This is a genomic window from Mitsuaria sp. BK037 (genome assembly GCF_014193045.1).
In the GTDB taxonomy this organism is placed as follows: Bacteria; Pseudomonadota; Gammaproteobacteria; order Burkholderiales; family Burkholderiaceae_C; genus Roseateles.
Window position 1 is genome coordinate 2440855 of record NZ_JACHYS010000001.1, and the last position, 26083, is coordinate 2466937.

General features: G+C 70.4%; 25 protein-coding genes. 14 read left to right on the plus strand and 11 right to left on the minus strand.

The annotated features are described in order from the left end of the window. Window positions 1-5: 5 nt before the first annotated feature. Entirely contained in the window at window positions 6-2396 is a 2391-nt protein-coding gene (locus FHT37_RS10070) for a type I secretion system permease/ATPase (protein ID WP_091732802.1), read from the minus strand. 19 nt (window positions 2397-2415) lie between these two features. After that, window positions 2416-4299 (minus strand): tetratricopeptide repeat protein, encoded by a 1884-nt coding sequence (locus tag FHT37_RS10075; RefSeq protein WP_254783555.1) that lies wholly within the window; start codon window positions 4297-4299, stop codon window positions 2416-2418. A gap of 404 nt (window positions 4300-4703) precedes the next feature. On the opposite strand from FHT37_RS10075, the gene FHT37_RS10080 reads away from it, so the two are divergent. After that, on the plus strand, window positions 4704-5216 hold the full coding sequence (locus FHT37_RS10080; RefSeq protein ID WP_183480568.1) for a hypothetical protein: 513 nt from the start codon (window positions 4704-4706) through the stop codon (window positions 5214-5216). Between the two features lie 3 nt (window positions 5217-5219). On the opposite strand, the gene FHT37_RS10085 is transcribed toward FHT37_RS10080, so the two are convergent. Continuing rightward, window positions 5220-5732, minus strand: coding sequence for a DUF1993 family protein (locus FHT37_RS10085; RefSeq protein ID WP_091733819.1), 513 nt, complete (start codon window positions 5730-5732; stop codon window positions 5220-5222). A 132-nt stretch (window positions 5733-5864) separates the two neighbouring features. Here FHT37_RS10085 and FHT37_RS10090 point away from each other — a divergent pair, with 132 nt between their 5' ends. From FHT37_RS10090 to FHT37_RS10120, 7 genes are all read left to right on the plus strand, one after another. Next, the gene (locus FHT37_RS10090; protein WP_091732794.1) at window positions 5865-6872 is read left to right on the plus strand and encodes a D-2-hydroxyacid dehydrogenase family protein; all 1008 of its coding nucleotides are present in this window, start codon (window positions 5865-5867) and stop codon (window positions 6870-6872) included. After that, entirely contained in the window at window positions 6869-7504 is a 636-nt protein-coding gene (locus FHT37_RS10095) for a chromate transporter (protein ID WP_409072696.1), read from the plus strand. The genes FHT37_RS10090 and FHT37_RS10095 overlap by 4 nt, the downstream gene beginning before the upstream one ends. Beyond that, window positions 7501-8076, plus strand: coding sequence for a chromate transporter (locus tag FHT37_RS10100; RefSeq protein ID WP_221210992.1), 576 nt, complete (start codon window positions 7501-7503; stop codon window positions 8074-8076). Before FHT37_RS10095 ends, FHT37_RS10100 begins: the two co-directional genes overlap by 4 nt. Before the next feature lie 53 nt (window positions 8077-8129). Further along, complete coding sequence (locus FHT37_RS10105; protein ID WP_183480570.1) at window positions 8130-8411, plus strand: hypothetical protein; 282 nt, start codon at window positions 8130-8132, stop codon at window positions 8409-8411. Between the two features lie 89 nt (window positions 8412-8500). After that, a complete protein-coding gene (locus FHT37_RS10110) occupies window positions 8501-10630 on the plus strand; it encodes an acyl-CoA dehydrogenase (RefSeq protein WP_183480572.1) in 2130 nt (709 codons plus the stop codon). Between the two features lie 233 nt (window positions 10631-10863). Further along, complete coding sequence (locus FHT37_RS10115; RefSeq protein ID WP_221210993.1) at window positions 10864-12072, plus strand: hypothetical protein; 1209 nt, start codon at window positions 10864-10866, stop codon at window positions 12070-12072. A 66-nt stretch (window positions 12073-12138) separates the two neighbouring features. Further along, window positions 12139-12507 (plus strand): glyoxalase superfamily protein, encoded by a 369-nt coding sequence (locus tag FHT37_RS10120; protein ID WP_183480576.1) that lies wholly within the window; start codon window positions 12139-12141, stop codon window positions 12505-12507. A 17-nt stretch (window positions 12508-12524) separates the two neighbouring features. On the opposite strand, the gene FHT37_RS10125 is transcribed toward FHT37_RS10120, so the two are convergent. Then, window positions 12525-12842 carry a YciI family protein gene (locus tag FHT37_RS10125; protein WP_183480578.1) on the minus strand — a complete coding sequence of 106 codons (318 nt, stop codon included), beginning with the start codon at window positions 12840-12842 and terminating at the stop codon, window positions 12525-12527. Between the two features lie 14 nt (window positions 12843-12856). Continuing rightward, window positions 12857-13504, minus strand: a complete 648-nt coding sequence (locus FHT37_RS10130; RefSeq protein WP_183481496.1) for an FMN-dependent NADH-azoreductase — start codon at window positions 13502-13504, stop codon at window positions 12857-12859. A 147-nt stretch (window positions 13505-13651) separates the two neighbouring features. On the opposite strand from FHT37_RS10130, the gene FHT37_RS10135 reads away from it, so the two are divergent. Then, window positions 13652-14599: a LysR family transcriptional regulator gene (locus FHT37_RS10135; RefSeq protein WP_183480580.1), complete on the plus strand. Its 948-nt coding sequence runs from the start codon at window positions 13652-13654 to the stop codon at window positions 14597-14599. Between the two features lie 8 nt (window positions 14600-14607). Here FHT37_RS10135 and FHT37_RS10140 read toward each other — a convergent pair whose 3' ends face one another. Beyond that, window positions 14608-15552, minus strand: a complete 945-nt coding sequence (locus FHT37_RS10140) for a LysR family transcriptional regulator (protein ID WP_183480582.1) — start codon at window positions 15550-15552, stop codon at window positions 14608-14610. An 86-nt stretch (window positions 15553-15638) separates the two neighbouring features. Between FHT37_RS10140 and FHT37_RS10145 the strand changes: the two genes are divergently transcribed. Next, window positions 15639-16532: an MBL fold metallo-hydrolase gene (locus tag FHT37_RS10145; protein ID WP_183480584.1), complete on the plus strand. Its 894-nt coding sequence runs from the start codon at window positions 15639-15641 to the stop codon at window positions 16530-16532. A 356-nt stretch (window positions 16533-16888) separates the two neighbouring features. Then, window positions 16889-17659 (plus strand): hypothetical protein, encoded by a 771-nt coding sequence (locus tag FHT37_RS10150; RefSeq protein ID WP_183480585.1) that lies wholly within the window; start codon window positions 16889-16891, stop codon window positions 17657-17659. Between the two features lie 24 nt (window positions 17660-17683). Here FHT37_RS10150 and upp read toward each other — a convergent pair whose 3' ends face one another. The 5 genes from upp to FHT37_RS10175 form a co-directional block, all read right to left on the minus strand. After that, window positions 17684-18316 carry a uracil phosphoribosyltransferase gene (upp, locus tag FHT37_RS10155; protein ID WP_091732743.1) on the minus strand — a complete coding sequence of 211 codons (633 nt, stop codon included), beginning with the start codon at window positions 18314-18316 and terminating at the stop codon, window positions 17684-17686. Window positions 18317-18420: 104 nt separating this feature from the next. Beyond that, a complete protein-coding gene (gene rlmB, locus FHT37_RS10160; protein ID WP_091732739.1) occupies window positions 18421-19176 on the minus strand; it encodes a 23S rRNA (guanosine(2251)-2'-O)-methyltransferase RlmB in 756 nt (251 codons plus the stop codon). 39 nt (window positions 19177-19215) lie between these two features. Beyond that, complete coding sequence (locus FHT37_RS10165; protein ID WP_091732735.1) at window positions 19216-20016, minus strand: DUF1624 domain-containing protein; 801 nt, start codon at window positions 20014-20016, stop codon at window positions 19216-19218. A 96-nt stretch (window positions 20017-20112) separates the two neighbouring features. Further along, complete coding sequence (locus FHT37_RS10170) at window positions 20113-21519, minus strand: DUF6895 family protein (RefSeq protein ID WP_183480587.1); 1407 nt, start codon at window positions 21517-21519, stop codon at window positions 20113-20115. Between the two features lie 4 nt (window positions 21520-21523). Continuing rightward, window positions 21524-21754, minus strand: coding sequence for a hypothetical protein (locus FHT37_RS10175; protein WP_141225433.1), 231 nt, complete (start codon window positions 21752-21754; stop codon window positions 21524-21526). Window positions 21755-22109: 355 nt separating this feature from the next. Here FHT37_RS10175 and kdgD point away from each other — a divergent pair, with 355 nt between their 5' ends. The 3 genes from kdgD (at window position 22110) to FHT37_RS10190 (ending at window position 26062) form a co-directional block, all read left to right on the plus strand. Then, a complete protein-coding gene (kdgD, locus tag FHT37_RS10180; RefSeq protein ID WP_091732726.1) occupies window positions 22110-23024 on the plus strand; it encodes a 5-dehydro-4-deoxyglucarate dehydratase in 915 nt (304 codons plus the stop codon). Between the two features lie 128 nt (window positions 23025-23152). Then, entirely contained in the window at window positions 23153-24592 is a 1440-nt protein-coding gene (locus FHT37_RS10185) for an aldehyde dehydrogenase family protein (RefSeq protein ID WP_183480589.1), read from the plus strand. A gap of 105 nt (window positions 24593-24697) precedes the next feature. Continuing rightward, window positions 24698-26062, plus strand: a complete 1365-nt coding sequence (locus FHT37_RS10190; protein WP_091732718.1) for an MFS transporter — start codon at window positions 24698-24700, stop codon at window positions 26060-26062. The last annotated feature ends 21 nt before the right edge of the window (window positions 26063-26083 follow it).

The following is a 26083-nucleotide window of genomic DNA, read 5'->3' on the forward strand; positions in this document are numbered from 1 at the left end:
GAAGCTCAGACGGACGCGGCGCGGTTCATGGCCTGCGCGGCCGGATGCACGTGGACGGGAGCGCCCTGCGGCGCCTGGCCCGGCTGCGGTTGCGGCTGGGCGGGCTGCTGGCCCGGCGGGCGGGCGCCGGACAGCGCGGCCAGGACCTGGTCGCGCGGCCCGTCCATGACCAGCCGGCCGCTGTCGACGACGACGATGCGCGAGACCAGCTCCAGCACCGCCGGGCGGTGCGTGACCATGATCAGCGTGCAGCTGCCGGCGGCGTCGCGCAGCTGGCGCAGGAAGGCGATCTCGGACTGCGCGTCCATCGAGCTGGTGGGCTCGTCCATCAGCAGGATCTGCGGCTTGGTGACCAGGCTGCGCGCGAGCGCGACCAGCTGGCGCTGGCCGCCGGAGAGCAGCGAGCCCATCTCGCCGACCGGCAGGTCCCAGCCCATCGGATGGCCGGCGACGACGCGGTCCAGGCCCGTCAGCTTGGCGACCTCGACCAGGCGCTGCGCATCGACGTGGCGGCCCATCAGCACGTTGTCGCGCAGCGTGCCGTGGAAGAGCCGGGGCTCCTGCGACACGAAACCGACCTTGCCGCGGAACTCCGCCGGATCGACCTGGCGCAGGTCGATGCCGTCGATCTCGACGTTGCCCTCGGTCGGCTGGTACAGGCCCGCCAGCATGCGCAGCACGGTGGACTTGCCGCTGCCGATGCGGCCCAGGATCGCGATGCGCTCGCCCGGCTGCACCCGCATCGTCACGTTGCGCAGCACCTTGGGCGACTGGGCATCGCCCTGCGCCGGATAGGAGAAGCCGATGTCGTTCAGGCCGATGCGGCCGGTGATCTGGTTCAGCGGGACGTAGTTGCGGGTGGAGTCGCGCTCCACCGGCGCGCTCATCACCGAGTTCAGCGACAGCATCGCCGCGCGCGCGCCCTGGTAGCGGGTGGCCAGGCTCACCAGGCTGTTCAGCGGCACCGTGGCGCGGCCGGCGAACATGACGGCGCCGATCAGCGCGCCGGCGCTGATGACGCTCTCGTTGATCAGGTAGACGCCCCAGACCAGCATCACCAGGTTGATCGCCTGCTGCATGGTCATCGAGATGTTCATGCTCCAACTGGCCATGGTGCGGGCGCGCAGCGCGGACTCGGCGACGATGGCGGTGCTGTGCTCGTAACGGCGCAGGAAGCGGCCCTCGGCGCCGGTGGTCTTGAGGTCCTCCAGGCCTTCGAGCGCCTCGACCAGCGTGCCATGCAGGTCGGCCGACTCGGTCATGTTGGTGCGCATCGCGCGGCGCAGGTAGCCCTGGATGCCGAAGCTCATCAGCAGCATCAGCGGGATCGCGATCATCAGCACCCAGCCCAGCGGGCCGCCGATGATGAAGGTCATCGCGACGAACAGGATCACGAACGGCAGGTCGGTCAGGACCGACATCGTGGCCGAGGTGAAGAAGTCGCGCACCACCTCGACCTGGGCCAGGTAATGCGCATAGGAGCCGGCCGACGCGGGGCGATGCTCCATCCGCACGCCCAGCGTCTGGCGGAACAGCTTGGCGCCGACGATCAGGTCGGTCTTGCGCCCGGCCAGGTCGATCAGGTGGGCGCGCAGCTGGCGGGCGAACAGGTCGAAGACCAGCGCCAGCCCGGCGCCGACGGCCAGCGTCCACAGCGTGACGAAGGCCTGGTGCGGGATGACCTTGTCGTAGATGACCGAGGTCACCAGGCCCGACACCATCATGAGCACGTTGCTCAGCAGCGCGGCCAGCATGGCCGAGCGGTAGTAGGGAATGAAGCGCTTGAGGGTGCCGAACAGCCAGTGCGAATCGGCCTGCAGCAGCGGGGTCTCGTCCTGGGCGCCGGCGATCGGCTTGGCCTGCGACACCTCCTGCGGCGTCACCGCCAGGATGAAGCCGCTGTATTCCTGGTCCAGTTCCGCGGCCGGGGCCACGCAGCTGGCGGCCTCCGGGCCGGGGAAGACGACCTCGTAACGCACGCCGCCGGCGGCATCGTCGTCCAGGCGGCGCACCAGCACGCAGGCATCGCCGCCGTTGAGCAGCAGCACCGCGGGCAGCAGCAGCTGGTGGATCTCCTCGATGCCCTTGCGCAGCAGCCCGGCGTTGTAGCCGGCCTCGCGCATCAGGCGGATGGCCTGGTCGGGGCTGATCGCGCCCTCGACCGGCGCGCCGGCGCGCAGCGAATCGGCCGAGCGCGCGCGCCCGTGATGCTGCGTCAGCCAGGCCAGGCACTGCAGCAGCGGATCGATCGCCGGCTGCTGCGCCAGGTCCGCGAGCGGGTCCTGCGGCTCGTCCGGCATGCCGGGCGCGCGCTGGCCGTCCTCGGCCGCCAGGCGCAGGCCGGGGCGGCGGGCGCGCTGGTCACCGTCGAAGAAGGGGTCGTGCGGCCGGTTCATTTATCGAATCTTCGTCACTTCAAGCGCGATGGGCGAGGGCCAATTGCTCGAATTCGCGCTCGATGTCACGCACGATCGCCGGCATGTCGAAAAGTGCGCTCTGGCGGCCTTCCTCGCGCAGGTAGCGCTTGTAGGAGCGGGCGCGGCCGGGGTTGAGGCCGATCTGGATGGCGCGCTCGACGTAGTCGTCGAGCGAGAAGGTGATCAGGTCCGGCAGGCCGACGGCCGTCAGCAGGCTGCCGCACATGCGCGAGATGTAGCTGCGGCCCGAGCGCGTCAGGATGGGCGTGCCCATCCAGAGGCAGTCGCTGGCGGTGGTGCCGGCGTTGTACGGGAAGGTGTCCAGCACCAGGTCCGGGAGCTGGAAGCGCGCCAGGTAATCCGGCGGCGCGACGCGCGGCGCGAAGATCAGCCGCGACGCGTCGATGCCGGCGGCCTCGGCCTCGCGGCGCAGGTTGGCCTTGGCCCATTCGTTGTCCGCCAGCAGCCACAGCACCGAGTTCGGCACCCCGTGCAGGATGCGCATCCAGGCGCCGAACATCTCGGCGTTCATCTTGTGGTTGTTGTTGAACGAGCAGAAGACGAAGGCGTCCTCGGGCAGCTCGTACTGGGCCCGGGTCGGATCGGCGCCGACCTCGCGCTGGCGGTCGCTGACCTGGTAGCAGTGCGGCAGGTAGATGGGCTTTTCGGAGCAGTACGGCAGGTATTCGGGCGGCATCACGAAGCGATCCGCGATGATCCAGTCCACACCGGGCAGCAGCGAGGTCGCCGGCAGGCCCAGGTAGCTGACCTGCACCGGCGCCGGCCGGTGGGCCAGGATGTTGGGCCGGGCGCCGCTGGTCAGGCCCTGCAGGTCGACCAGCACGTCGATGCCGGCCTGGGCGATCAGCTTGGCGGCGGTGGCATCGTCCATCGCGTTCAGGCGCCAGACCTTGTCCATCGACATCAGCAGCCGCTTGCGCAGTGCGGTGCCGTCCTCGCGGCTCCAGTCGAAGGCGTGGATCTCGAATTTCTCGCGGTCGTGCAGCGCGTAGAGCTCGGCGGTGAGCAGGCCCACCGCGTGCATGCACAGGTCGCCGGAGAGGTAGCCGATCTTGATCTTCCCCTGCTGGCGGGCGGCGACCGAGACCGGATGCTTCCAGAGCGCTTCCTTCTGCTTCGTCACCTTCTCGTGCACGAAGCGCTGGGCGGCGCCCATCTGCAGCGCGGGATCGTCGGTGGCGCTCAGCGTGGCCAGCAGCGAGGTCGCGATCAGCAGCCTGTTGTGGGTCACCTCGCCGAAGGGCTGGTAGACCGGCCACTTGCACTGCTTCTGGCGGATGTGGACGTAATGCTGCATCACGTCCGTTTGTTCGGGATTGAGGGTGAGGCTGCGGACCATCAGCGCCTCGGACTCCTCGTAGCGCCGCTGCAGCTCGAGCAGCCGGGCGGCGTTGTTGAAGGCGTGGGTGCGCAGACCATCGGTGTCGGCGCCCAGGGCCTCCATCGGGCCGGTGGCGTCGTAGACCGCCTGCCAGGCGGCCAGCGCCTCGTCGACGCGGCCCAGGTGCTCCAGCTGATGGCCCAGATTCAGGCGCGCCTGGGCGAAGCCCGGGCTGATCGCCAGCGCCTGGCGGTAGACCTGCTCGGCGCGCTCATGCTGCTGGATGTTGCCCAGCACGGTGCCCCAGTTGTAGAGCGCCACCAGGCGCGCCGCCGGCGGCTGGCCCTCGTGCGCCAGCCAGGTCTCGTACAGGTGGGCGGCGGCGTCGCCGAGCTGCTGGGTCTGGAGGAAGTTGCCGCGATCCATCAGCTCCGGCAGCGGGAGCGAGCCCTCGCGGGCGCGGATCAGCAGCTGCTCCCATTCCTGGGCCAGGTGGGCGGGAACGCTCAAGTTCGGCATGCTGGGGCGGGCGATGTCCATGGGATCGGGCTTTCGGGGCACGGTGGGACGGCCTGGCGGACACGGCCGGACGAGCCGGCGCGGGCCCTGAGGCCGCCTGTACGGATTGTGTCCGCGCGTTCCCGGGGGAATCCCGGCAAATGGACGGTGCCGACCGTCCATTTCCCTGCCTGGAAGCTCCCGCCCTGGGCGCGCCGCGGACACCGGCGACCCGCCCATCTGGCCCGTTATCGGCCGCCGGAGCGAGAACTTGAGCACGATCTGCAGGCCCCGTCACCGCCTTATCCAGGCTTCGAGGGACAAGGCGGACTTCCACAATCGCCCCGCGATCCTGGCCTCGAAGCCGGGACGCCGCGCGATGAGCAGGCCCGGAAAGGGACGTCGAGGGACGCGCGTTCGATCCACCACGCCAAGAAGAACTCACCATGAAGGCGATACGGAGCCAGTCGGGTTGGGATGAGATCGTCGAGGAGGCGCAAGCCGTCGAGCTCGACGACCTGGAGACACGGGCGGCCGACGACCCGAGCGGGCTGGCACCGGCCAGCCGCCTGGGCGGCACCGGCGGCGCGGCGATGAACGACGCGCCGGTCCGGCGGCGCCATGGGGATTCGATCTTCCAGAGCCTGATGCGGCTGTGGCCCGGCGAAGGTCGCCGGCCCCAGGCGAGCGCCCGGGCGATGGCCAAGCTGCGGACGGCGTTCCGGGCCAGCGTCGCGGACCTGGCCGACGAGGCCGATGCCCCGGCGCTGGAGCGGGTGAACGCCCTGCGCCGCCACATCGTCCATGCGCGGCATCCGCAGGACCTGTGGCACCTGCGGACGGCGATCTATACGGAAGTGGCGCGGGCCTTCGACCAGGCGGAAGCCGAGGCCCGGCTGCTGATGCTCAACCGGCAGCTCGAGCAGGGAAAGAGCCTGCTGCGGAGACTGCTCGGCTGACCCTTACTTCGGCTGTCCCAGGAAATCCATCTTCCCCAGCGGCACGCCGGCATGACGCAGCAGCGCGTACAGCGTCGTCGCGTGGAAGTAGAAGTTGGGCAGGTTGAAGAAGCGCGCGAAGTCCTGGCCCTGGAACTGCAGCGGCTCCTTGTCGCGGCGCGGCACGCTGACCGAGCGCGTCTCCGAGCCGTTGATCTGCTCGGCGCTGACGGTCTTGAGGAAGTCGCGCGTCTTCTGGATGCGCTGCAGCAGTTCCTCCAGCGAGGCCTCGGTGTCGGGCCAGCTCGGCACCTCGATGCCGGCCAGGCGGGCGGCGCCGCTCTTGGCCGCGTCACTGGCGATCTGGACCTGGCGCGGCAGCGGCAGCATGTCCGGCGCCAGCCGCAGGGTCAGGTAGACGGACTCGTCGAAGCCCTTGGCGATGGCGTGATCACGCGCGGTGCGGATCCAGGTCTGCATGTTGGCCAGCATGCGATCGAACACCGGCACGGTCGCGGCGTACATGTCCATGGAGATCTCCTCGTCTTGGAAGCGGTTGGGATGCGAAGCGGGCGCGATGCTAGTGCCTGTTCCGATCTGTTGCACGACGCTCGCCCAATGGCCTTGGGCCGGCCGTTTCAGGCGAGTAGGATCGGTGCCCGCACGCCTATGAACATCATCATCCTCGACGACTACCAGGACGCCGTGCGCAAGCTGCCTTGCGCCGCCAAGCTGGACGCGCTGAACGCCAAGGTCTTCACCAACACCGTCAAGGGGATCGGCCAGCTGTCGATCCGGCTGCGGGATGCGGAAGTCCTGGTAACGATCCGCGAACGCACCCACTTCTCGCGCCAACTGCTGGAAAAGCTGCCCAAGCTGAAGCTGATCTCGCAGACCGGCCGCGTCGGCAAGCACATCGACCTGGACGCCTGCACGCGGCTGGGCATCGCGGTGGCCGAGGGCGGCGGCTCGCCGATCGCCCCCGCGGAACTGACCTGGGCGCTGATCATGGCCGCCATGCGCCGCCTGCCGCAGTACATCGCCACGCTCAAGCACGGCGTGTGGCAGCAGTCGGGGCTGAAATCGGGCTCGATGCCGCCCAACTTCGGCCTGGGCATGGTGCTGCGCGGCAAGACGCTGGGCATCTGGGGCTACGGCAAGATCGGCCAGCTGGTCGCCGGCTACGGCAAAGCCTTCGGCATGCAGGTGCTGGTCTGGGGCAGCGAGGCCTCCCGGCTGCGCGCCCAGGCCGACGGCCACCAGGCGGCCGACAGCCGCGAGGCCTTCTTCGAGCAGGCCGACGTGCTGTCGATGCACCTGCGGCTGTCGGACGAGACCCACGGCATCGTCACCGGCGAGGACCTGGCGCGGATGAAGCCGACCGCGCTGTTCGTCAACACCTCGCGCGCGGAACTGGTCGCCGATGGCGCGCTGGTGTCCGGCCTGAACCGCGGCCGCCCCGGCATGGCCGCCGTCGACGTGTTCGAGTCCGAACCCATCCTGCAGGGCCACCCGCTGCTGCGGCTGGAGAACGCGGTATGCACGCCGCACATCGGCTACGTCGAGCAGGACAGCTACCAGATGTACTTCGACGCCGCTTTCGACAACGTCCTGAATTACATGGCGGGCAAGCCGACCAACATCGTCAATCCGGATGCGCTGAAGGTGCACCGGTGAGCGGGCCCGAAGGCCGCGCCGCCGTGGACCGCGATGGCGGCGACGCGGCACCGGTCGCGCTGGCGCGGCCCCGCTCCCTCTCCCACCTGTTCTGGGCCTTCAGCTGGCTGGCGCTGCAGGGCTTCGGCGGCGTGCTGGCGGTGGCGCAGCGGGAACTGGTAGAGCGGCTGAACTGGATGTCGCGCGAGGAATTCGTCGAGACGCTGGCGGTGGCGCAGGTGCTGCCTGGGCCGAACGTCGTGAACATCTCGCTGATGATCGGCGACCGCTTCTTCGGCCTGCGCGGCGCGCTGGTGGCGCTGGCCGGGATGATGACCTTCCCCGCGGTGATCGTGCTGGCGCTGGCGGCGCTGTCGACGACCTGGCTGGCATCGCCGCGGATGACCGGCGCGCTGCGCGGCATGGGCGCGGTGTCGGCCGGGCTGATCCTGGCCACCGGCTTCAAGCTGCTGCCGTCGCTGAAGAAGAATCCGGTCGGCCTGATGCCGGGACTGGCCCTGGCGGCGCTGGTGTTCGGCGCGACGGTCTGGCTCAAGCTGCCGCTGTTCTGGATCGTGCTGAGCGTCGGTGGCCTGGGCATGACGCTGGCGCTGATCGCGCTCAAGCGCAGCCGCGCCGGAGCCCGCCCATGAGTCCGGCGCTCAGCCAGATGCTGATGGGGACGCTGAGCTGGCCCGAGCTCGGCGCGCTGATGCTGCATTTCCTGATGCTGTCGCTGCTGTCGATCGGCGGCGCGATCACGACGGCGCCCGACATGCACCGCTACCTGGTGGACGAGCGCCACTGGCTGACGGACCAGAGCTTCACCAGCTCCATCGCGCTGGCGCAGGCCGCGCCGGGGCCGAACATCCTGTTCGTCGCGGTGCTGGGCTTCAACGTGTCGGGGCTGCTCGGCGCGACGGCGGCGATGGCCGGCATCCTGCTGCCGTCGACGACCCTGGTCGTCGCGGCCACCCGCTGGGCGCGCAACAACCGCGAGCACCTGGGCGTGCGCGCCTTCACCGTCGGCATGGCGCCGCTGACGCTGGGCCTGATGATCGCGACCGGCTGGCTGCTCGCGGCGCCGTACCTGGTCGAGCCCGGCCATCGCTGGGCGACGCTGGCGATGATCGTCGCCACCGTGGTCCTGACGATGCGGACGAAGATCGGCATCGTGTGGCTGGTGCTCGGCGGCGGGGTGCTGGGCGCGCTGGGCGTCGTCTAGGCCGCGGCCATCGATCGCGCGCTCGCGCCCCTCCTCTTCCCCAATTGCTCCTCATGCGCCTCTCTCCCGTTCAAGTCGTCGCCGGCGTCGCCGCCGTGGTCCTCGCCGTCGCCGGGCTGGTCCTCGCGACCCGCTTGCGCGAAGCCGCCGTGGACATGCTGTCGGCCCCGCGCCACCGTGCGCCCGCGATGAGCGTCCAGGCGCCGCCGCAGCCCGATGCCAAGGCCTCGCCCGCCGGCGTGCGGGTGATCCCCATCGGCGTCGCCCCGGCGAATCCGACGAATGCGGCGAATCCGGCCAGTTCGCCGCAGGCGGCCCGACCGGGCGGTCGCTGAGGCAGCCGCCCCGGCACCGCCTCGCGTCCTACGCGCACACGCGCCCCAGGCCGACCTCGTCGCCCCACCCGCGGGCCTAGGCTCGCCGCATGGGATTGCACCGACTCCTCGGCCGCCTGGCGATGGCGCCCTTCGCCAAGGCCCTGCCCGCGATGGGCGACACCGAACGCGCCGCGCTCGAGGCCGGCACCGTCGGCTTCGAGGGCCAGCTCTTCGCCGGACAGCCTGATTTCGACGCGCTGATCGCGCGCGGTCCCAATCGCCTCACCGAGGAGGAACGCCGCTTCCTGGACGAGGAGGTCGGCACGCTGGTCGGCATGCTCGACGACCACGCCATCGACGAGGCCGGCGACCTGCCACCGCAGGTGTGGCAGTACCTGCGCGAGCACCGCTTCTTCGGAATGATCATTCCGAAGGCATTCGGCGGGCTGGGCTTCGGCCACTACGCCCACGCGGAAGTCGTGACCCGCATCGCGACCGTCAACACCGCCTGCGCGGTGACGGTGATGGTGCCGAACTCGCTGGGACCGGCCGAGCTGCTGCTGCGCTACGGCACGCCGGCCCAGCAGCAGCACTACCTGCCGCGCCTGGCCGACGGGCGCGAGCTGCCCTGCTTCGGGCTGACCTCGCCGTATGCCGGCTCGGACGCCGCGTCCATCCCCGACCGCGGCGTGCTCACCGAGCGCCTGGTCGACGGCCGGCCGGTGCGCGGCTTCAGCGTGCGATTCGACAAGCGCTACATCACTCTGGCGCCTGTGGCCAGCGTCGTGGGGCTGGCCTTCCAGGCGGTGGATCCGTCGCGTCCCGAGGGGCAGCAGGAACTGGGCATCACCTGCGCGCTGCTGCCGGTGCCCACGCCGGGCATGGAGATCGGCCGCCGCCACCGGCCGATGGATTCGGCCTTCATGAACGGTCCGATCCGCGGCGAGGACGTGTTCGTGCCGATGGACTGGGTGATCGGCGGCGAAGCGCGGGTCGGCCAGGGCTGGCGCATGTTGATGGAATGCCTGGCCGCCGGTCGGGCCATCTCGCTGCCGGCGTTGGGCGCGGCGATGCAGCAGACGGCGCTGTTCGTGGTCAACGGCTACGGCCAGGTGCGCGAGCAGTTCGGCCTGCCCATCGGACGATTCCACGCGATCGCCGGCATCACCGCGCAGATGGCCGCGCGGCTCTACGCCACCGATGCCGCGCGCCGCTACACCGCGGCGGCGCTGGATGACGGCGAGCGGCCCAGCGTCGCCAGCGCCATCCTCAAGGTGCAGCTCACCGAGGCGGGCCGCCGCGCGGTCAACGACGGGATGGACGTGCTCGGCGGCAAGGGCATCATCGCCGGGCCGCGCAACCTGCTGGGCGTGGCCTATCGGCATGCGCCGATCGCCATCACGGTGGAAGGCGCCAACCTGCTGTCGCGGGCGCTGATCATCTTCGGCCAGGGTGCGACGCGCTGCCACCCGTTCGTGCTGGAGGAGATGGCGGCCGTGCAGGCGCAGGAGCCGGAGCGGCTGGGCCGAGCGCTGGTCGGTCATGTCGGCCATGTGATGCGCAATCTCTGGCGCAGCCTGGCACATGCGCCGCTGCGCGGCGAGCCGCCCGCCGACCTGCGCGCCGAGGCGCGCCTCATCACCTCGCTGTCCGCCCGCTACGCGCTCACGGCCGATCTGGCCATGGGGCTGCTGGGCGGCAAGCTCAAGCGCATGGAGCTGCTGTCGGCCCGGCTGGGGGACGTGCTCGCCGGCCTCTACCTCGCGGCCGCCTGCGTGTGGCGCTACGAAGTCGAGAACGACCCGGCGATGCTGCCGGTCGCGCGGGCGGCGATCCGCCTGCAGCTGCACGAGACCGCGACGCTGCTGCGCGAGCTTTACGCCAACCTGCCCTCCGCGGCGCTGCGTGCGGTGGCGCCGCTGATCCTGCACGGCACCGGCCACCTGGCGCCGCTGCGCGACCGCGAGGCCATCGCGCTGGCCGATGCGCTACGCACGCAACCCGCGCTGATGCGCCGCCTGTGCCCCGACGTCTCGCGCCCGATGCGCGGCGGCCTGCTCGACCTGATGCGGGCGCTCGAGGCGGCGGGCCAGCTCGGCGACGAAGTGCCCGAACTCAACAAGGCGCTGCGCCGCGCGGGATCGCTGGAAGCGGTGGCGAAGGGGGCGCGCAACCCGGAGGCGGCGCTGGCTTACCTCCAGGCGGCCGAGCAGGTGATTCGCGTTGACGAGGACTAGACGACCCTCCGCCCTCCTGCGCCATTCGACGAACGGTCATCCTTGCGCCCCACAGTCTTCGATGACGCATGACGGCACGCGCCCCGCTGACCTGCGACAGATTCCGCATCCTGCCTGCTCGCGCACCCGCGACCTCCGCGGCGTCCTCGGACAATCGCCAACAGGATGTCGGGGAGTGGCTCATGAGGGAATGGATTCGATGGCAGTTCGGACGGCCCACGGCGGCCGATGTCTTGAAGCGCCTCGTCAGGCGTCTCGAGGAGATCGGGGCAACCGGGACCACGGTCAACGAAGACCCGCCGGAGATCCACTTCACGCTCAACGGCGTGCAGATGCACTCGCATCTCACCCACCTCGTGAGGGACCTGCGCCGCGCCAAGGGCGGACGCGCGCGTGACATCGAATTCGATCGCTATCTGGAAGGCACCATGCTGCGCCCGGTCGGCGCCGACGTGCCCGAACTCTCCGAGGACTACGCCAGCGTGAGGGCGCGCCTGGTTCCCTTGCTGCGCACGCGCGCCGACATGGCCAAGAGCACCCTGGACCTGGCCAACGCGCTGACCCAGGACGAGGCGGCCCTGACTCGCGCATCGAACCAGACGCCCTTCCGTCCCCTCGTGGGCGACTACGTGGCGATCCTCGGGCTGGATACGCCGGAGAGCACCGCCCGCGTCGCCCAGGGGATGCTGGACAAGTGGGGCGTGAGTTTCGACGCCGCCTTTGACGATGCCCTCGACAACCTGCGCGGCCTGCCCGAAGACCTGGGCTGGCAGCAGATCGCGCCGGGACTGTGGCAAGGGGCCTGGAACGATTCATACGAGCCGTCGCGGCTGCTCCTGCCGGATGTGATCTACCGCTCCGGCGTCGCCCATCCGGTGGCGATGGTGCCGCTGCGTCACGTGCTGCTGGTCGCGGACGCGAACGACATCGCCGGACTCGCGCTGATGGCCGCGATGTGCAAGCAGTTGCGCCAGGAGCATTCGCGCTGGCTGTCCTGCCGCCCGCTGCAGCTCGTCGAGCGCGCGTGGCAGCCCTTCGAGGCGCCCGAGTCGCTGCGGCCGATGTTCCAGGAGCTGATCTCGGTCGAGGACTCCGAGGACTACAGCGCGCAGAAGCGGCTGCTGGAGCAGCGGCGTCCGCAGGAGGCTTCGGGGCCGTTCGTGGGCTCGGTGAAGCTGGTGCAGTTCAAGGACAGCGAGCGGGTGATGAGCTATTCGGTGTGGCCGGATGGCGTGGACACGCTGCTGCCGCTCACGGACCTCGTGGCCTTCGCCTCCCACGACAAGCCGGACCAAGCGGTGATCGTGGCCTGGGCGGATGCGGTGCGCATCGCCGGGCATTACATGCAGCCCGTCGACGGGCTGCACCCGCCGCGCATGCGCGTCAACGTCTTCCCGAACGGGGACGAGCAGGCTCAGTTGAGAGCCGTGAAGGCCGTCTGAACGACTTCGTCGCTCCCCCTTTTTCGCGATAGGCAAAGGGTCACGTCGCCGAAGAACATCGCCCGTATGAAATTCGCTCACACCACCCCGATCCTGCGCATCTTCGACGAGGCCAAGGCGCTGGAGTTCTACGTGCAGTTCCTCGGCTTCCAGGTCGATTGGGACCACCGCTTCGAGCCGGGGCTGCCGCTCTACCTGCAGGTGTCCCGGGACGGCTGCGTGCTGCACCTCTCCGAACATCACGGCGATGCCTGCCCCGGCGCGGCGCTGCGCATCGAGACGGACGACATCGAGGGCTTCCACGCGGAACTGATCGGCCGGCGTTATGGGTACGCCCGTCCCGGGCTGGAAGAGACGCCCTGGGGATCCAAGGACGTCTCGGTGACCGATCCCTTCGGGAATCGGCTGACCTTCACCAATGCCATCAGCACCTAGGGCGCCCTGCGATCAGATCAGGCGGCTGCCACCGCCTGGGCCGAGGCCGCCCATCGCGCCGGGAAGTCCGCATGCCGCAGCGCTGGCGAGACCGCCAGCACCGTGACATCGACCAGCCCGTGCACGACGAACGGATCGCTGGCCATCAGCGCGTCCAGCGCGGCGCGATCCTCGCCGTGGGCGAGGATCAGGCCACCCGTCGGGGGATCGAGCGGCCCGGCGAAAAGCACATGACCGGCGCGGGTCTGGTCCGCCAGCCACGCGCGATGCGGTCCCAGGTGCTCGTCGATCTGGGCGGGGGGCATCCGATAGATCAAGGTGACGGCAAACAGCATGGCGATGGTTCCTCTCAGGCGGAGATAGGGGTGGTCAAGGGGGTGGCCAGGGTGTCCGCCACGGCGCGCGGCACCTGCGCGAGGGCGTCCGCCATCGAGGCGTCCCGCGCCCCGGCGCCCTGGGTCAGCCGCTCGGCGCGGACAACCTGCACCTCCGCGATGCCGAGGAAACCGAAGAACGCGCGCAGGTAGGACTCCTGGAAGTCCATGCCCGCCCCGGCGCCGACCGAGTACAGGCCGCCGCGGGTCGAGGCCACGATGACCCGCCGGCCACCCGCCAGGCCGACCGGCCCGCCGGCGGTGTAGCGGAAGGTGCGGCCGGGCTGCGCGATGCGGTCGATCCAGGCCTTGAGCGGGCTCGCCACCGAAAAGTTGTACATCGGCGCCCCGACCACGATGACCTCGCTGGCGAGGAACTCGGCGACCAGTTGCTCGGAGCGCGCGCGCTCCGCCGCGACGCCCGTCGGCGCGGGACCGGCGGCACCGCGGAAGCCCGCGGCGATGTCGCCCGTGAGGTGGGGCACCGCGTCGGCGGCCAAGTCGCGGTGGCAAACCTGGGCGGCGGGCGACGCCCGGAGAAGCGCGTCGACGATCGCGCGGCTGAGCTGGCGCGAAGCCGAAGCCTCGCCCTGGAGGCTGGAATCAAGGTGAAGGATCTGCATGGAAGTCAAAAGCGCAGTGGGAATGGCCGTCACGATAGGGAGCCCGGCGTTGTTGCACTAGCCGCTGCCGACAGGACAGATCGTTCTGGAATCAGGACAATCGCCCGTCCCCCTCCTCTCCTTCGACACCCGTGATCGGAAGCGCCCGTGGATGACCTGAATGACCTTGTCCTGTTCGCCGCGGTCGTCTCGCATGGCGGCTTCTCCGGCGCGGCGCGGGCGCTGGGCATCTCCAAATCGCGCGTGAGCCGGCGCGTGGCGGAACTGGAAGAGCGGCTCGCCGTGCGGCTGCTGCATCGCTCGACCCGGTCGGTCAGCGTGACCGAGGTCGGCGCCGCCTTCTTCGCCCATTGCGAGTCGATGTCGGCCTCGGCAAAGGCGGCCTACGAGGTGGCCGCCCGGGCCAACGCGAAACCCTCGGGCCGGCTCAGGGTCAGTTGCCCGATCGGCGTCGCCCACCTGTTCCTCGCGCCGATCCTGCCCCGCTTCCTGAAGGCCAATCCCGAGGTGCGGCTGGACCTGGACCTGACCAATCGCCGGGTGGACGTGATCGGGGAAGGTTATGACGTGGCGATCCGCATCCGGTCGGCGCTCGAGGACTCGGACCTGGTGGTGCGCCACTTCGGCACCAGCGACCAGGTGCTCGTGGCGAGCCCGTCCTTCATCGCGGCGCAGGCTGCCGTCGATTCGGCCCAGGCGCTGCAGGGCGTCCTCGGCGTGGGACCGGCCGGCGTGCGGGGCGAAAAGCCCCGCTGGCGGATGACGGATCCGCATGGCGCGGCGGTGGAGATCGACTACCAGCCGACCTTCGCGACCGACGACGTGTACCTGATGTCACGCATGGCGGTCGCCGGCATCGGCGCCGCGCAACTGCCCTTCCACCTCTGCGCCGACGACCTACGCGCGGGCCGCCTGGCGCCACTGCTGCCCGACCACGGGATGCCGGCGCATCAGCTGCACGCGGTCTATCCCACCCGGCGCGGCATGGTGCCCGCGGTCAAGGCGTTCATCGAGACGCTGGTGACGGCGCTGCCCGATTCACTGGAGCGCGCGAACGACGAGTTCCGGCAGGCGATGCAGGGCGCGGGCGGATAGCGGGCTCCTCAGGGCCGGTCCGGCGCCTTCTGGAATCGCTCGCCCAGGACCTCGACGAACTGCCGCACCTTGGCGGGACGGAAACGCGCCGTCGGATAGACCACATGGATGCCGCCGCTGGGCAAGGTCCAATGCGGCAGCAGGTGGACCAGCGTGCCCTGCTCCAGTTCCGCGGCCACCGCATAGTCCGGCAGCACCGACAAACCGGCGCCCAGGCACACCGCCGCGCGGACCGCCAGCGTCGCGTCGAGGCGGATCGCGGACGCCACCGTCACCGCCTGGCGCTCGCCCTGGCGGTTCGTGAACTCCCAGTGCTCCGGCGCCTTCAAGGCCGTGTTGGCGACGAAAGGCAAGGCGGCCAGTTGCTCCGGCCCCTGCTTGCGGTTCAGCCGCCGCGCCCACGTCGGCGTCCCCACCAGCAGTTGCCGGAAGCTGCCGATCTGTCGCGCCTGCAGCTGCAGGTCGGTCAGCCAGCCGACGCGGATCGCCAGTTCGGCTTCCCCCGCCAGCAGGTCCAGCGGCAGGTCACTCAGCGTCACGTCGACCTTGCATTTCGGATGGCGCCGCGAGAACTCGACGATGGCGGGCACCACCGCCGTGAGGCCGTAGTCGAACGGCGCGGTGAGGCGCAGCGTGCCGGTCGGCTCGGTGGACACATCGAGCAGCTCGTCGAAGGCATCGCCCGCCTCGCGCAGGATCACGGCGCAGCGCTGATAGAAGGCGAGCCCGGCATCGGTGGCGATCACCCGCCGCGTACTGCGGGTCAGCAGCTGCGTCCGGTACTCCCGTTCCAGCCGCGCGACCTGCTGGCTCACCACCGCCTTCGTGACGCCCAGCCGCTCCGCCGCGGCGGTGAAGGTGCCAGCCTCCACCACCGCGGCGAAGTAGGCCAGGCGCTTCAGGTTGTCGAACGCGACCGGGCCGGCCTCGGGCTGATTGTTTGCTTTTGACATACGGAAAGTCTACTGAAGAGCAGTTTTTCTTTACTCCGGGGATTCCTACGATGCGCTCATCCGATTCGAGCCTTGAAAGGACTCCCATGATGACCCGTCGCGATTTCGTCCAGACCGCCGCCGCCGCAGGTGCGGCCTTCTCCCTGGGCGGTGCCCATGCCCAGGGCGCCGCCCCGCTGCAGTGGCAGGCCCTGCCGGCCGGCGAGCGCGGCTTCTTCCGCGCGCCGGTGCTGCTGTCCGGCGCCAAGGAGGCGATCCTGATCGACGGCGGCTTCTCGCTGCCGGACGGCCGCGCGGTCGTGGAGGCGATCAAGGCCTCGGGCAAGACGCTGACCACCATCTACGTGAGCCAGAGCGATCCCGACTACTACTTCAGCCTCGGCCCGGTCAAAGCGGCCTTCCCGTCGGCCAAGGTCATCGCCGCCTCGGCCACGATCGCCGCGATCAAGGGGAACGTCGAGAAGAAACTGGCGGTCTGGGGCCCGCAGCTGAAGGAGAACGGCCCGCAGACCCTGGCCGACGTCGTCATGCCCGAAGCCTTCGACGGCCCCGCGCTGCAGCTGGAAGGCCACGCGATCGAGATCGTGGCGGCCAGCGAGCTCGAGAACCGCCGCTACCTGTGGGTGCCGTCGCTGAAGGCGGTCTTCGGCGGCGTGCTGGTCTTCTCCGGGCTGCACGTCTGGACGGCCGACACGCCGACGCCGCAGGCACGCGCCGCGTGGATCCGCAACCTCGAGGCCATCGCCGCCCGCAAGCCCGCCATCGTGGTGCCGGGCCACCTGGCGGCCGGCGCCGCGCTGGACGTCTCGGCCGTGACCTACACCCGCGACTACCTGCTGGCCTTCGAGGAAGAAGCGGCGAAGGCGGCGGACAGCGCCGCCCTGATCGCCGCGATGAAGCGGCGCTACCCGTCCGCCGGCCTGGCTCCCGCGCTGGAGATCGGCGCGAAGGTGGTCAAGGGCGAGATGAAGTGGGGCTGAGCGGCGCCCGGAAAAGAAAAGACCCGGTCGCTTGCGCGGCCGGGTCCCAAAGTCGACCCCAGGTGGTCTGCCTGCGGTCTCCCTGCTCGTGAGAGGAGAACAAGGGCCAGCGCGAGCTAGGACTCGGCGCTGACAGTCGTCATTCTGCGGATCGGCGACGGCGCAGGGAAGCGGCGGATGCCGCAAGTTCGCGTACTTCTTCGCCGGACCCCGTTGCCGGTTACCCGACAAGGGCGGTGCGATTCCCTGACAGACGGGGCCGATGCGACACTACCGCCGCCCCGGCCTCCGGCGCGTCGCGAGCGGCGCCGGAGAGCCGCCTGAGGGCCGTCCACCTGTCCGTCCGCCTTCCATTCATGCGCGCCCGCCGCTTCAACGCCATCCGCCGTGTCGACGAGGTTTACGAGCCCATCGATGCCGCCCTGCTGCCGCTGGGCTTCACCCGGACCGGCAATGTCTACCACCGCCAGTCCGAGCACGATGTGTTTCCCGGCATCGAAGCGGTGACCTTCGGGTTCGACTACGGCTTTCGCACCTGCTGGATGCACACCACCGTCAAGATCCCGGCGCTCATCGAGCTGCTGGCGGAGGTCCGGCCGTTTGCCTATGCCAAGGCGCTCGCCTGGCGGGTGCCCGATCACGCCAGCCATGTGGCCTGCATGCTCAGGCTGTCGGAGATGGCGGGGACGGCGGACGCGCCGTTGCCGCAGGGGCTTCGCTGGCGAGACGACGGCCGCCTGCAACGGGTGCGTCGCCTGCCCGCGGCGACGCTCGGCGACACCCTGGCCGCGCTGGTCCGGCAGTTCGCGTTGCCCGCCTTGCGGGAACGCCTGACGCTGCGCCGCCTGGCCGCCGCGGCCGACGCGCCCGGGTACGGGCAAAGCGGCATCGCGGGCGCCTGGCCGCTCGCGGCGAGGCTGGCGCTCGGCGACCTGGACGGCGCGGCCCGGGCGTTTCGCGCGCATCCGTATGCCCTGGGATCGGACCGCCTGCGCTTCTCGGCAGCCAAGGCCTGGCTGCGGGGCTGCGGCCTGGTCCTGGACGATGTCGAGTGGGACGCCGCCGCGGCCGAGGCTGCGGACCCTTGGGACGCCCGCCCGTGGCTGACCGGCGAGTTGGTGAGCTGACCCGCCGCCTTCAGAAAGGCAGGCTCAAACGTCCTTCGTGCCGAAGATCTTGTCGCCGGCGTCGCCCAGGCCCGGGATGATGTAGCCGTTCTCGTTGAGGTGGGAATCGATCGCCGCCGTCCAGCAGCGCACGTCCGGATGCGCCTTCGTCAGCGCGGCCACGCCCTCCGGCGCCGCCACCAGCACCAGCGCGCGGATGTCCTTGCAGCCGCGCTTCTTCAGCAGGTCGATCGTCGCGATCATCGAGCCCGCCGTCGCCAGCATCGGATCCACGATCAGCGCGGTGCGCTGGTCCAGCTGGCCGACGAACTTCTCGAAGTAGTTCACCGGCTGCAGCGTCTCGTGGTCGCGGGCCAGGCCCACCACGCTCACCTTGGCGTTGGGCATCATGTCCAGCACGCCGTCCAGCATGCCCAGCCCCGCGCGCAGGATCGGCACCACCGTCACCTTGCGGCCGGCGATCTGGTCGATCTCCACCTCGCCGCACCAGCCCGCGATCGTCGTCTTCTCCAGCGGGAAATCGGCCGTCGCCTCGTAGGCCAGCAGCCGCGCGACCTCGCCGGTCAGCTCGCGGAACTTCTTGGTGGACATGTCGCCCTCCCGCATCAGGCCGATCTTGTGCTTGACGAGGGGGTGCTTGACTTCGATGACGGCCATGGCGGTAGGAGGTCCGGTAAAGGTGTCGGGCCCCGGTCAGGACCCCTGGAATGTCGGCGCGGCCCCGTGGGGCCGCAGGGGCGCGATTATCTCGCGCCGCGGGTTCAGTCCCGCTTCTGGCGCTGGCGCAGCGCCTCGTACAGGCACACGCCGGCCGCGACGGAGACGTTCAGGCTCTCCACCGCCCCCTGCATCGGGATGCGCACCAGCTCGTCGCAGGTCTTGCCGGTCAACTGCCGCATGCCGGCGCCCTCGGCGCCCAGCACCAGCGCCACCGGGCCGCTCAGGTCCAGGTCGTACAGGGTCTTCTCCGCCTGGTCCGAGGTGCCGATCACCCAGATGTCGCGCTCCTTGAGCTCACCCAGCGTGCGCGCCAGGTTGGTGACCATCAGGTAGGGCACCGTCTCGGCCGCGCCGCTGGCCACCTTGGCCACCGTGGCATTGAGGCCGACCGCATGGTCCTTGGGCGCGACCACCGCATGCGCGCCCGCGCCATCGGCCACCCGCAGGCAGGCGCCCAGGTTGTGGGGATCGGTCACGCCGTCGAGCACCAGCACCAGCGGCGGGCCCTCGACCTCGTCCAGCAGATCGTCCAGCGAGTGCTGCTGCGCCACCGCCTTCACCCGCGCCACCACGCCCTGGTGACGGGTCGTGCCGCAGAGCTTCTGCAGCCGGTCGTCGTCGCTCTCGACCAGCCGCGCGCCGGCGGCCTCGGCCTTCTCGAGGAAGCCGCGCATGCGCTGGTCCTTGCGGGTGGCGTCGAACAGGATCTCCTGCACCGACGCGGGCGCCGTCTTCAGGCGCACGGTCACGGCGTGGAAGCCGAACAGGATCTGGGTCTTGGTGGGAGAGGAGCTCATGGGGCGCGATTGTCGCAGGCCGCGTTCCCCGCCCCGGCCTCAGAGCCAGCCGAAGTGCCGCGCCGCCATCAGCGCGCCGATCATCACCGGCTGGTGGACCATGTAGTACGACAGCGACCACTGCCCCATCACCGACAGCGGCCGCCACGCGGGCCGCAGCGGGCGCTGCATCCAGCGGCGCACCGACGCGGTCCGCATCAGCGCGCAGCCCCAGAGCATCGGGCCGAGCCAGGGCAGCAGCGGCACGTAGTCCTCGGTCAGCGGCTTGCGCGTGACCAGGCCGACCCAGTTGGTGGTGCGCGCGTCGAAGAACGGATGCGCCACCAGGAAGGGCAGCGCGATCGCCAGCGCGCCCAGCCCCCACAGCGCCAGCGTGGGCAGCCGCGCGAAGCCGAAGCGCACCAGGATCAGCATCAGCGCCATGCCGTGCAGCACGCCGAAGCTGATGTACGAGCGCGGGAACATCCACCACGAGCCGATCGACACCAGCAGCGCGCAGGCCATCACCTGGCCCCAGCGGCGCCAGAAGCGGTAGGCGGTCTGCCCCTGCGACAGCGCCACCGCCTGGCCCATGCCGGCGCACAGCAGGAAGAGGCTGACGATGCCGCTGCGCTGCCAGGTCCAGAACGGATCGCGGTAGAAGTCCTCGACGATGACCTTGAAGTAGCTCAGGTCGAAGCAGAAATGGAAGACCGTCATCCACACCATCGCCAGGCCGCGCAGCGCGTCGAGGCGGTCGAAACGGGGCGTGGGGGTCTCGGGGCCCGGGGGCGGGAAGTCGGCGGAGGCGCCGTGTCCGGGGTCAGGCGTTGCGGTCGGGAGGCGGGCCGGCGGATTCATCGAGGAACGAGTCTACATAAGCCGATCCGCCCCACGATGACGCTGAACCGGCAATCGGTCACGGGCAAGCGGCATACCCCGCGCCGCGCGGCGCCGCTACGCCGGTGGGCCCGACCGCGCCACCGCGGTCGTGCGCCGCAGGCGCATCAAGGCCTGGCGCGCCGACGGCCCGTCGCCGCTGCCGTGCTCGAGCGTGCCCGCCAGCGCCTCGCGCAGCTGCGCGAGGTCTCCCGCGGCCGCGCGACGGAACCAGACGTTGAAGCACAGCGAGGTCAAGGCCGCCTGGCGGCTCGCGTCGAGTTGCTCGAAGGCCTGTTGCCAGCGCGGCGTCGGCGCACGTGGCGGCAAGCGCGCGAGCCAGCCGGTGTCTCCAACCGGCGCCGCGTCGCGCCGCGGTGGCGAGGCCAGCGAGGCGGATGACATGAACGGTGCCGGCATCCCCCGCGACGAGGGCGGCACGAGCGAAGCGCGCGACGCGATCGCTGCGGGCGGCGCCGCGCCCGGCCGCAGCGCCGCCGCGCACAGCATGCCCATCACGAGCGTCGCGTGGTACGAGGTGCGCAGCACCACCTCGTCGCGCGCAAGGCCCGGCACCGGCTCGGCGGCCCACCGCGCATGCTCCGGGCCCGGGAGGAAGCCGAATTCATCCTGCACCGTCGACAGCAGGTCGAAGGCGAACGCGGCGGCCGCGCTCCACGGCCGGTCCAGCATCGGCCAGGTCCACAGCAATTCCGCCGCGAGGTCGAAGTTGTCCGCATCGAGCGCCGCGGCCAGGCCCGCCTCGGCCTCGGCCAGCACCTCGTCCACCGGGCGCGGCAGGCGCACCGGCCGGCGCCCCATGTCGGACGCATACAGGACGACGTGGGTGAACATGTAGAGGTCGAGCGTCGAGCACGCCAGCACGTCCAGCGGCCAACCGATGCAGGTGGCAGCCAGCAGTTCCGCGTCGATGGGCTCGACGCCGACCCGGCCGCGCCGCAGCTGGTCCAGCCACTCGCATTCCAGCTGGTGATTCGGCAGCCGCTCGGCGCCGCCGGCGACCTCGCCCTCGAGCAGTTCGTCGAGCAGGCGGTCGAAGGCCTCGTCCGGATACCCGGCGTCGCCGAGGAACAGGTGCGCCGACGCATGCTCCAGCGCGCGGCCGGTGTCATGGCACAGCCGCGCCTTCACCCGCGCACCGCGTGCCGGCGCGACCAGTTGCACCGCGAGCAGCCGCGACTCCACGTCCAGCGTCTCGTCCTCGCCGCGCAGGCTCGCCGCCATGCGCAGCAGCATCGCCGCCTCGCCGACGACCTTCGCCAGCACCAGCGGCGCCGGGGCACCGCCTCCTCCCGGCGCGCCAGTCGCTGCGCCCTCCTCCTCGGCCAGCGCGCGCTTCAGGCTCCGCCGGGCCATGCGCACCGCCAGGTGCACGCGGCCCAGCAGGTCTTCCCGGCGCCGGGCGGCGGCCGACCGCCTGCCCACCATCGGCCGAACCACCGGCATCGGGACGACCGCGCTCATCGCATCACTCGCGCAGCTGGCGGACGTCGCGCACGATGTCCAGCTCCGGCCCCGGCCAGCCGCAGTTCCAGATCGCGTTGCGGTTGATGATGGTGACCAGCACCTCGCCTTGCAGCAGGGCCCGTTCGCCGAACTTGGCGAAGGTCGCGCCGACCGCGTCGGCGTTGATGGCCTTGCTCTCCACGAGCGCCTCGATGACTTGCTGCTGGAACGCCGTTCTCGCTTCAGATCTCATGACAGCCTCCTTGAAGGGTTTCGCGTCGGAGCTGAAGCGGACTGCCTCCCCCTCGATCGCCTACCGGTTGTAGGTGGCCCTCTCGGCCCCCACTACCCCTAGCTCGCCCCCCTCCGAAGAGGCCCCTCCAAAGAGGCAACCGCAAACAGGCTCCCCGAAGGGGGGAGCCCCCGCCGGGGCGACCGGCGCGCTGCGCGATTCCAGATTAGGGGATTACCCGCAGTTGTCAGACATCCTCTTGATGACCGTCGATGGCATCGCTACCATCTGCCCATGCTGGTACCGGTACCAAGTCATTCAGGACGGGGTGCGACGACGGATCCAGCGCTGTTGTAGCCACGGAGACAAGCCGCTCATGACCTCGCCCCAAGACCTCAAGGCCACCATTTCCCACGGCCTGCTGTCCTTCCCGCTGACCGATTTCGACGCCCAGCTGAACTTCGCGCCCAAGCCTTATGCCGAGCGCCTGGAGTGGCTGATGCCCTACGGCGCGACCGCCCTGTTCGCGGCCGGCGGCACTGGCGAGTTCTTCTCGCTCGAGCCCAAGGAGTACAGCGACGTCATCCGCGTCGCGGTCGAGACCTGCAAGGGGAAGATGCCCATCATCGCGGGCGCCGGCGGCCCGACCCGGGTCGCGATCCAGTACGCGCAGGAAGCCGAGCGCCTGGGCGCGCAGGGCATCCTGCTGCTGCCGCACTACCTGACCGAGGCCTCGCAGGAAGGCCTGGTGGCGCATGTGCAGGCCGTCTGCCGCAGCGTCAGGTTCGGCGTGATCGTCTACAACCGCGGTGCCTGCCGCCTGACGCCCGAGTCGCTGCTCAAGCTCGCCGACACCTGCCCCAACCTGATCGGCTTCAAGGACGGCATCGGCGACATCGAGTCCTTCGTCTCGATCCGCCAGCAGCTCGGCGACCGCTTCAGCTACCTGGGCGGCCTGCCCACCGCGGAAGTCTTCGCCGGCGCCTACCGCGCCATGGGCTGCCCGGTGTATTCGTCGGCCGTCTTCAACTTCATCCCGAAGACCGCGATCGACTTCTACAACGCCCATGCGTCGGGCGACACCGCCACCACCGACCGCCTGATCCGCGAGTTCTTCCTGCCCTACATCGCGCTGCGCAACAAGGGCCACGGCTACGCGGTGTCCATCGTGAAGGCCGGCGCCACGCTGGCCGGCCACACGGCCGGCCCGGTGCGTCCGCCGCTGTCGGACCTCAAGCCCGCCGAGGTCGACGAACTGGGCGCGCTGATCTCCAGGCTCGGCCCGCAGTAAGCGCGCCGCGGGACGCGTCGTCCGGCTTCGGCCGGCGCGCGTCCCTCGTCCCTTCTTCCCCTTCCGCCCCTGCGGCCTTCCCGTCCATCCGCCACGCGCCCTTCGCGACCGGCAACGAGCAGTCCCTCATGTTCAAGAACCTCATCAACGGCGAGTGGGTCGACGGTCCCCGCGCCTCCCGCAACATCAACCCGAGCGACACCCGCGACCTGATCGGCGAGTACGCGCAGGCCGACGTCGCCCAGACGCGCGCCGCCATCGCCGCCGCGCGCGCGGCCTTCGGCCGATGGAGCCTGTCCACGCCGCAGCAGCGCTTCGACGTGCTGGACGCCGCCGGCACCGAGATCCTGGCGCGCCGTGCCGAGCTCGGCGACCTGCTGGCCCGCGAGGAAGGCAAGACGCTGCCCGAGGCGATCGGCGAGGTCGTGCGCGCCGGCAACATCTTCAAGTTCTTCGCCGGCGAGGCGCTGCGCGTCGGCGGCGAGGTGATCCCCTCGGTGCGCCCGGGGGTCGGCGTCGAGGTCACGCGCGAGCCGATCGGCGTGGTGGGCCTGATCACGCCGTGGAACTTCCCGATCGCGATCCCCGCCTGGAAGATCGCGCCCGCGCTGGCCTTCGGCAACAGCGTCGTGCTCAAGCCGGCGGACCTGGTGCCGGGCTCGGCCTGGCAGCTCGCGGACATCCTGAAGCGCGCCGGCCTGCCCGACGGCGTCTTCAACCTCGTGATGGGCCGTGGCGCCGAGGTCGGCGCCGAGCTGCTCGAGAACCGCCAGGTCGACGCGATCAGCTTCACCGGCAGCGTCGCCACCGGCCAGCGGGTCGCCGCCGCCTGCGTCGCGCGCGGCGCCAAGTTCCAGCTGGAGATGGGCGGCAAGAACCCGTTCGTCGTGCTGGACGACGCCGACCTCGACGTGGCCGTCGCCGCCGCGGTCAACAGCGGCTTCTTCTCGACCGGCCAGCGCTGCACCGCGTCCTCGCGGCTGATCGTCACCGCGGGCATCCATGACCGCTTCGTCGCGGCCGTGGTCGAGCGCATGAAGACGCTCAAGGTCGACGACGCGCGCACGGCCGGCACCGACATCGGTCCGGTCGTCGACGAACGCCAGCTCGCGCAGGACCTCGAGTACATCGCCATCGCCAAGGCCGAGGGCGCGACGCTGGCCGCGGGCGGCGAGGCACTGCCCACCAGCAGCGCGGGCGCGCCCGGTTTCTACCTGACGCCCGCGCTCTTCACCGGCACCGCGCCCGCGATGCGCATCAACCAGGAAGAAGTCTTCGGCCCGGTGGTGAGCGTCATCCAGGCCAAGGACTACGACGAGGCACTGGCCCTGGCCAACGACACGCCCTTCGGCCTGGCCACCGGCATCGCCACCACCTCGCTCAAGCACGCCACCCACTTCAAGCGCCACGCGCAGGCCGGCATGGTGATGGTCAACCTGCCCACGGCGGGCGTCGATTACCACGTGCCTTTCGGCGGCCGCAAGGCCTCCAGCCACGGCCCGCGCGAGCAGGGCAAGTACGCCGCCGAGTTCTACACGACGGTGAAGACCGCGTACACGCAAGCGTGATCCACGTGTGATGCAGGCATGACGGCGGCGCGGGTCCAGGCCCGCGCGCCCGATGGCATGACGCAAGCCGGCGCAGACCGGCCCTCGATACGATCCGGAGACAACATGCAGTTATCCCTCTCCTCCGCCGCCGCGAGCGGCATCGGCCGCGCGCGCTTCGGCGTGCTGGCGATGATCTTCGTCGTGACGGTCCTGAACTACGCGGACCGCGCCACCGTGGGCGTCGCCGGCCCGGTCCTGTCCAAGGAGCTCGGCATCGACGCGGTGCAGATGGGCTTCATCTTCTCGGCCTTCAGCTGGTCCTACGTGCTGGGCCAACTGCCCGGCGGCTGGCTGCTGGACAAGTTCGGCGCCAAGCAGGTCTACGCCTGGAGCATCCTGCTCTGGTCGCTGTTCACGATGCTGCAGGGCAGCGTGCACCACATGGGCATGGACCAGATGCTGTTCGGGCTGCCGCTGGCGGTCTCGGCGCTGTTCCTGATGCGGCTCATGGTCGGCCTGTCGGAGTCGCCGTCCTTCCCGGCCAACGGCCGCATGGTCGCGGCCTGGTTCCCGGTGAAGGAACGCGGCACGGCGTCGGCGATCTTCAACTCCGCGCAGTACTTCGCCACCGTGCTGTTCGCGCCGATCATGGCGTGGATCGTGCATGCGATCGGCTGGTCCGAGGTCTTCTACTTCATGGGCGGCCTGGGCATCCTGATGAGCGTCCTGTGGATGCGCACGATGCACAACAGCCCGGCCGAGCATCCGTCCATCAGCGCCGCGGAGCGCGAGTACATCGAGGCCGGCGGCGCCTTGCTGTCGGGTTCGGACAAGACCTCGCGGGCCGCGCGGGTCGCGGGTCCCCGGCTCGGCTACCTGAAGCAGCTGCTGGCCAACCGCATGCTGATGGGCGTCTACCTCGCGCAGTACTGCGTCAACGTGCTGACCTACTTCTTCCTCACCTGGTTCCCGATCTACCTGGTCAAGGAGCGGGGCATGTCGCTGCTCAATGCCGGTTTCGTCGCGGCACTGCCGGCGATCTGCGGCTTCGCGGGCGGCGTGCTGGGCGGCGTGATCTCGGACTGGCTGCTGCGCCGCGGCCACTCGCTGACCTTCGCCCGCAAGCTGCCGATCGTGGTGGGCATGCTGCTGTCGACCTCGATGATCGCGTGCAACTACGTGGGCATCGAGGCGGTCGTCGTCGGCATCATGGCGCTGGCGTTCTTCGGCAAGGGGCTGGGGGCGCTCGGCTGGGCCGTGGTGTCGGACACTTCGCCCAAGGAGATCGCCGGCCTGTCGGGCGCGCTGTTCAACACCTTCGGCAACGTCGCCGGCATCGTCACGCCGATCGTGATCGGCTACATCGTGCAGACGACGCATTCGTTCAACGGCGCGCTGGTCTTCGTCGGCGCGCATGCGCTGGTCGCGGTGCTGAGCTACCTGCTCATCGTCGGCGAGATCAAGCGTGTCGAGCTCAAGCCCGTCTGACCTTCCGACCCACCGGGCGCG

What these genes read in the sequence shown, in the direction of transcription:
- FHT37_RS10070 (WP_091732802.1), bottom strand. Translation starts at nt 2,396, where the DNA reads ATGAACCGGCCGCACGACCCCTTCTTCGACGGTGACCAGCGCGCCCGC.
- FHT37_RS10075 (WP_254783555.1), bottom strand. Translation starts at nt 4,299, where the DNA reads ATGGACATCGCCCGCCCCAGCATGCCGAACTTGAGCGTTCCCGCCCAC.
- FHT37_RS10080 (WP_183480568.1), top strand. Translation starts at nt 4,704, where the DNA reads ATGAAGGCGATACGGAGCCAGTCGGGTTGGGATGAGATCGTCGAGGAG.
- FHT37_RS10090 (WP_091732794.1), top strand. Translation starts at nt 5,865, where the DNA reads ATGAACATCATCATCCTCGACGACTACCAGGACGCCGTGCGCAAGCTG.
- FHT37_RS10100 (WP_221210992.1), top strand. Translation starts at nt 7,501, where the DNA reads ATGAGTCCGGCGCTCAGCCAGATGCTGATGGGGACGCTGAGCTGGCCC.
- FHT37_RS10105 (WP_183480570.1), top strand. Translation starts at nt 8,130, where the DNA reads ATGCGCCTCTCTCCCGTTCAAGTCGTCGCCGGCGTCGCCGCCGTGGTC.
- FHT37_RS10110 (WP_183480572.1), top strand. Translation starts at nt 8,501, where the DNA reads ATGGGATTGCACCGACTCCTCGGCCGCCTGGCGATGGCGCCCTTCGCC.
- FHT37_RS10120 (WP_183480576.1), top strand. Translation starts at nt 12,139, where the DNA reads ATGAAATTCGCTCACACCACCCCGATCCTGCGCATCTTCGACGAGGCC.
- FHT37_RS10125 (WP_183480578.1), bottom strand. Translation starts at nt 12,842, where the DNA reads ATGCTGTTTGCCGTCACCTTGATCTATCGGATGCCCCCCGCCCAGATC.
- FHT37_RS10130 (WP_183481496.1), bottom strand. Translation starts at nt 13,504, where the DNA reads ATGCAGATCCTTCACCTTGATTCCAGCCTCCAGGGCGAGGCTTCGGCT.
- FHT37_RS10140 (WP_183480582.1), bottom strand. Translation starts at nt 15,552, where the DNA reads ATGTCAAAAGCAAACAATCAGCCCGAGGCCGGCCCGGTCGCGTTCGAC.
- FHT37_RS10145 (WP_183480584.1), top strand. Translation starts at nt 15,639, where the DNA reads ATGATGACCCGTCGCGATTTCGTCCAGACCGCCGCCGCCGCAGGTGCG.
- FHT37_RS10150 (WP_183480585.1), top strand. Translation starts at nt 16,889, where the DNA reads ATGCGCGCCCGCCGCTTCAACGCCATCCGCCGTGTCGACGAGGTTTAC.
- upp (WP_091732743.1), bottom strand. Translation starts at nt 18,316, where the DNA reads ATGGCCGTCATCGAAGTCAAGCACCCCCTCGTCAAGCACAAGATCGGC.
- rlmB (WP_091732739.1), bottom strand. Translation starts at nt 19,176, where the DNA reads ATGAGCTCCTCTCCCACCAAGACCCAGATCCTGTTCGGCTTCCACGCC.
- FHT37_RS10165 (WP_091732735.1), bottom strand. Translation starts at nt 20,016, where the DNA reads ATGAATCCGCCGGCCCGCCTCCCGACCGCAACGCCTGACCCCGGACAC.
- FHT37_RS10170 (WP_183480587.1), bottom strand. Translation starts at nt 21,519, where the DNA reads ATGAGCGCGGTCGTCCCGATGCCGGTGGTTCGGCCGATGGTGGGCAGG.
- FHT37_RS10175 (WP_141225433.1), bottom strand. Translation starts at nt 21,754, where the DNA reads ATGAGATCTGAAGCGAGAACGGCGTTCCAGCAGCAAGTCATCGAGGCG.
- kdgD (WP_091732726.1), top strand. Translation starts at nt 22,110, where the DNA reads ATGACCTCGCCCCAAGACCTCAAGGCCACCATTTCCCACGGCCTGCTG.
- FHT37_RS10185 (WP_183480589.1), top strand. Translation starts at nt 23,153, where the DNA reads ATGTTCAAGAACCTCATCAACGGCGAGTGGGTCGACGGTCCCCGCGCC.
- FHT37_RS10190 (WP_091732718.1), top strand. Translation starts at nt 24,698, where the DNA reads ATGCAGTTATCCCTCTCCTCCGCCGCCGCGAGCGGCATCGGCCGCGCG.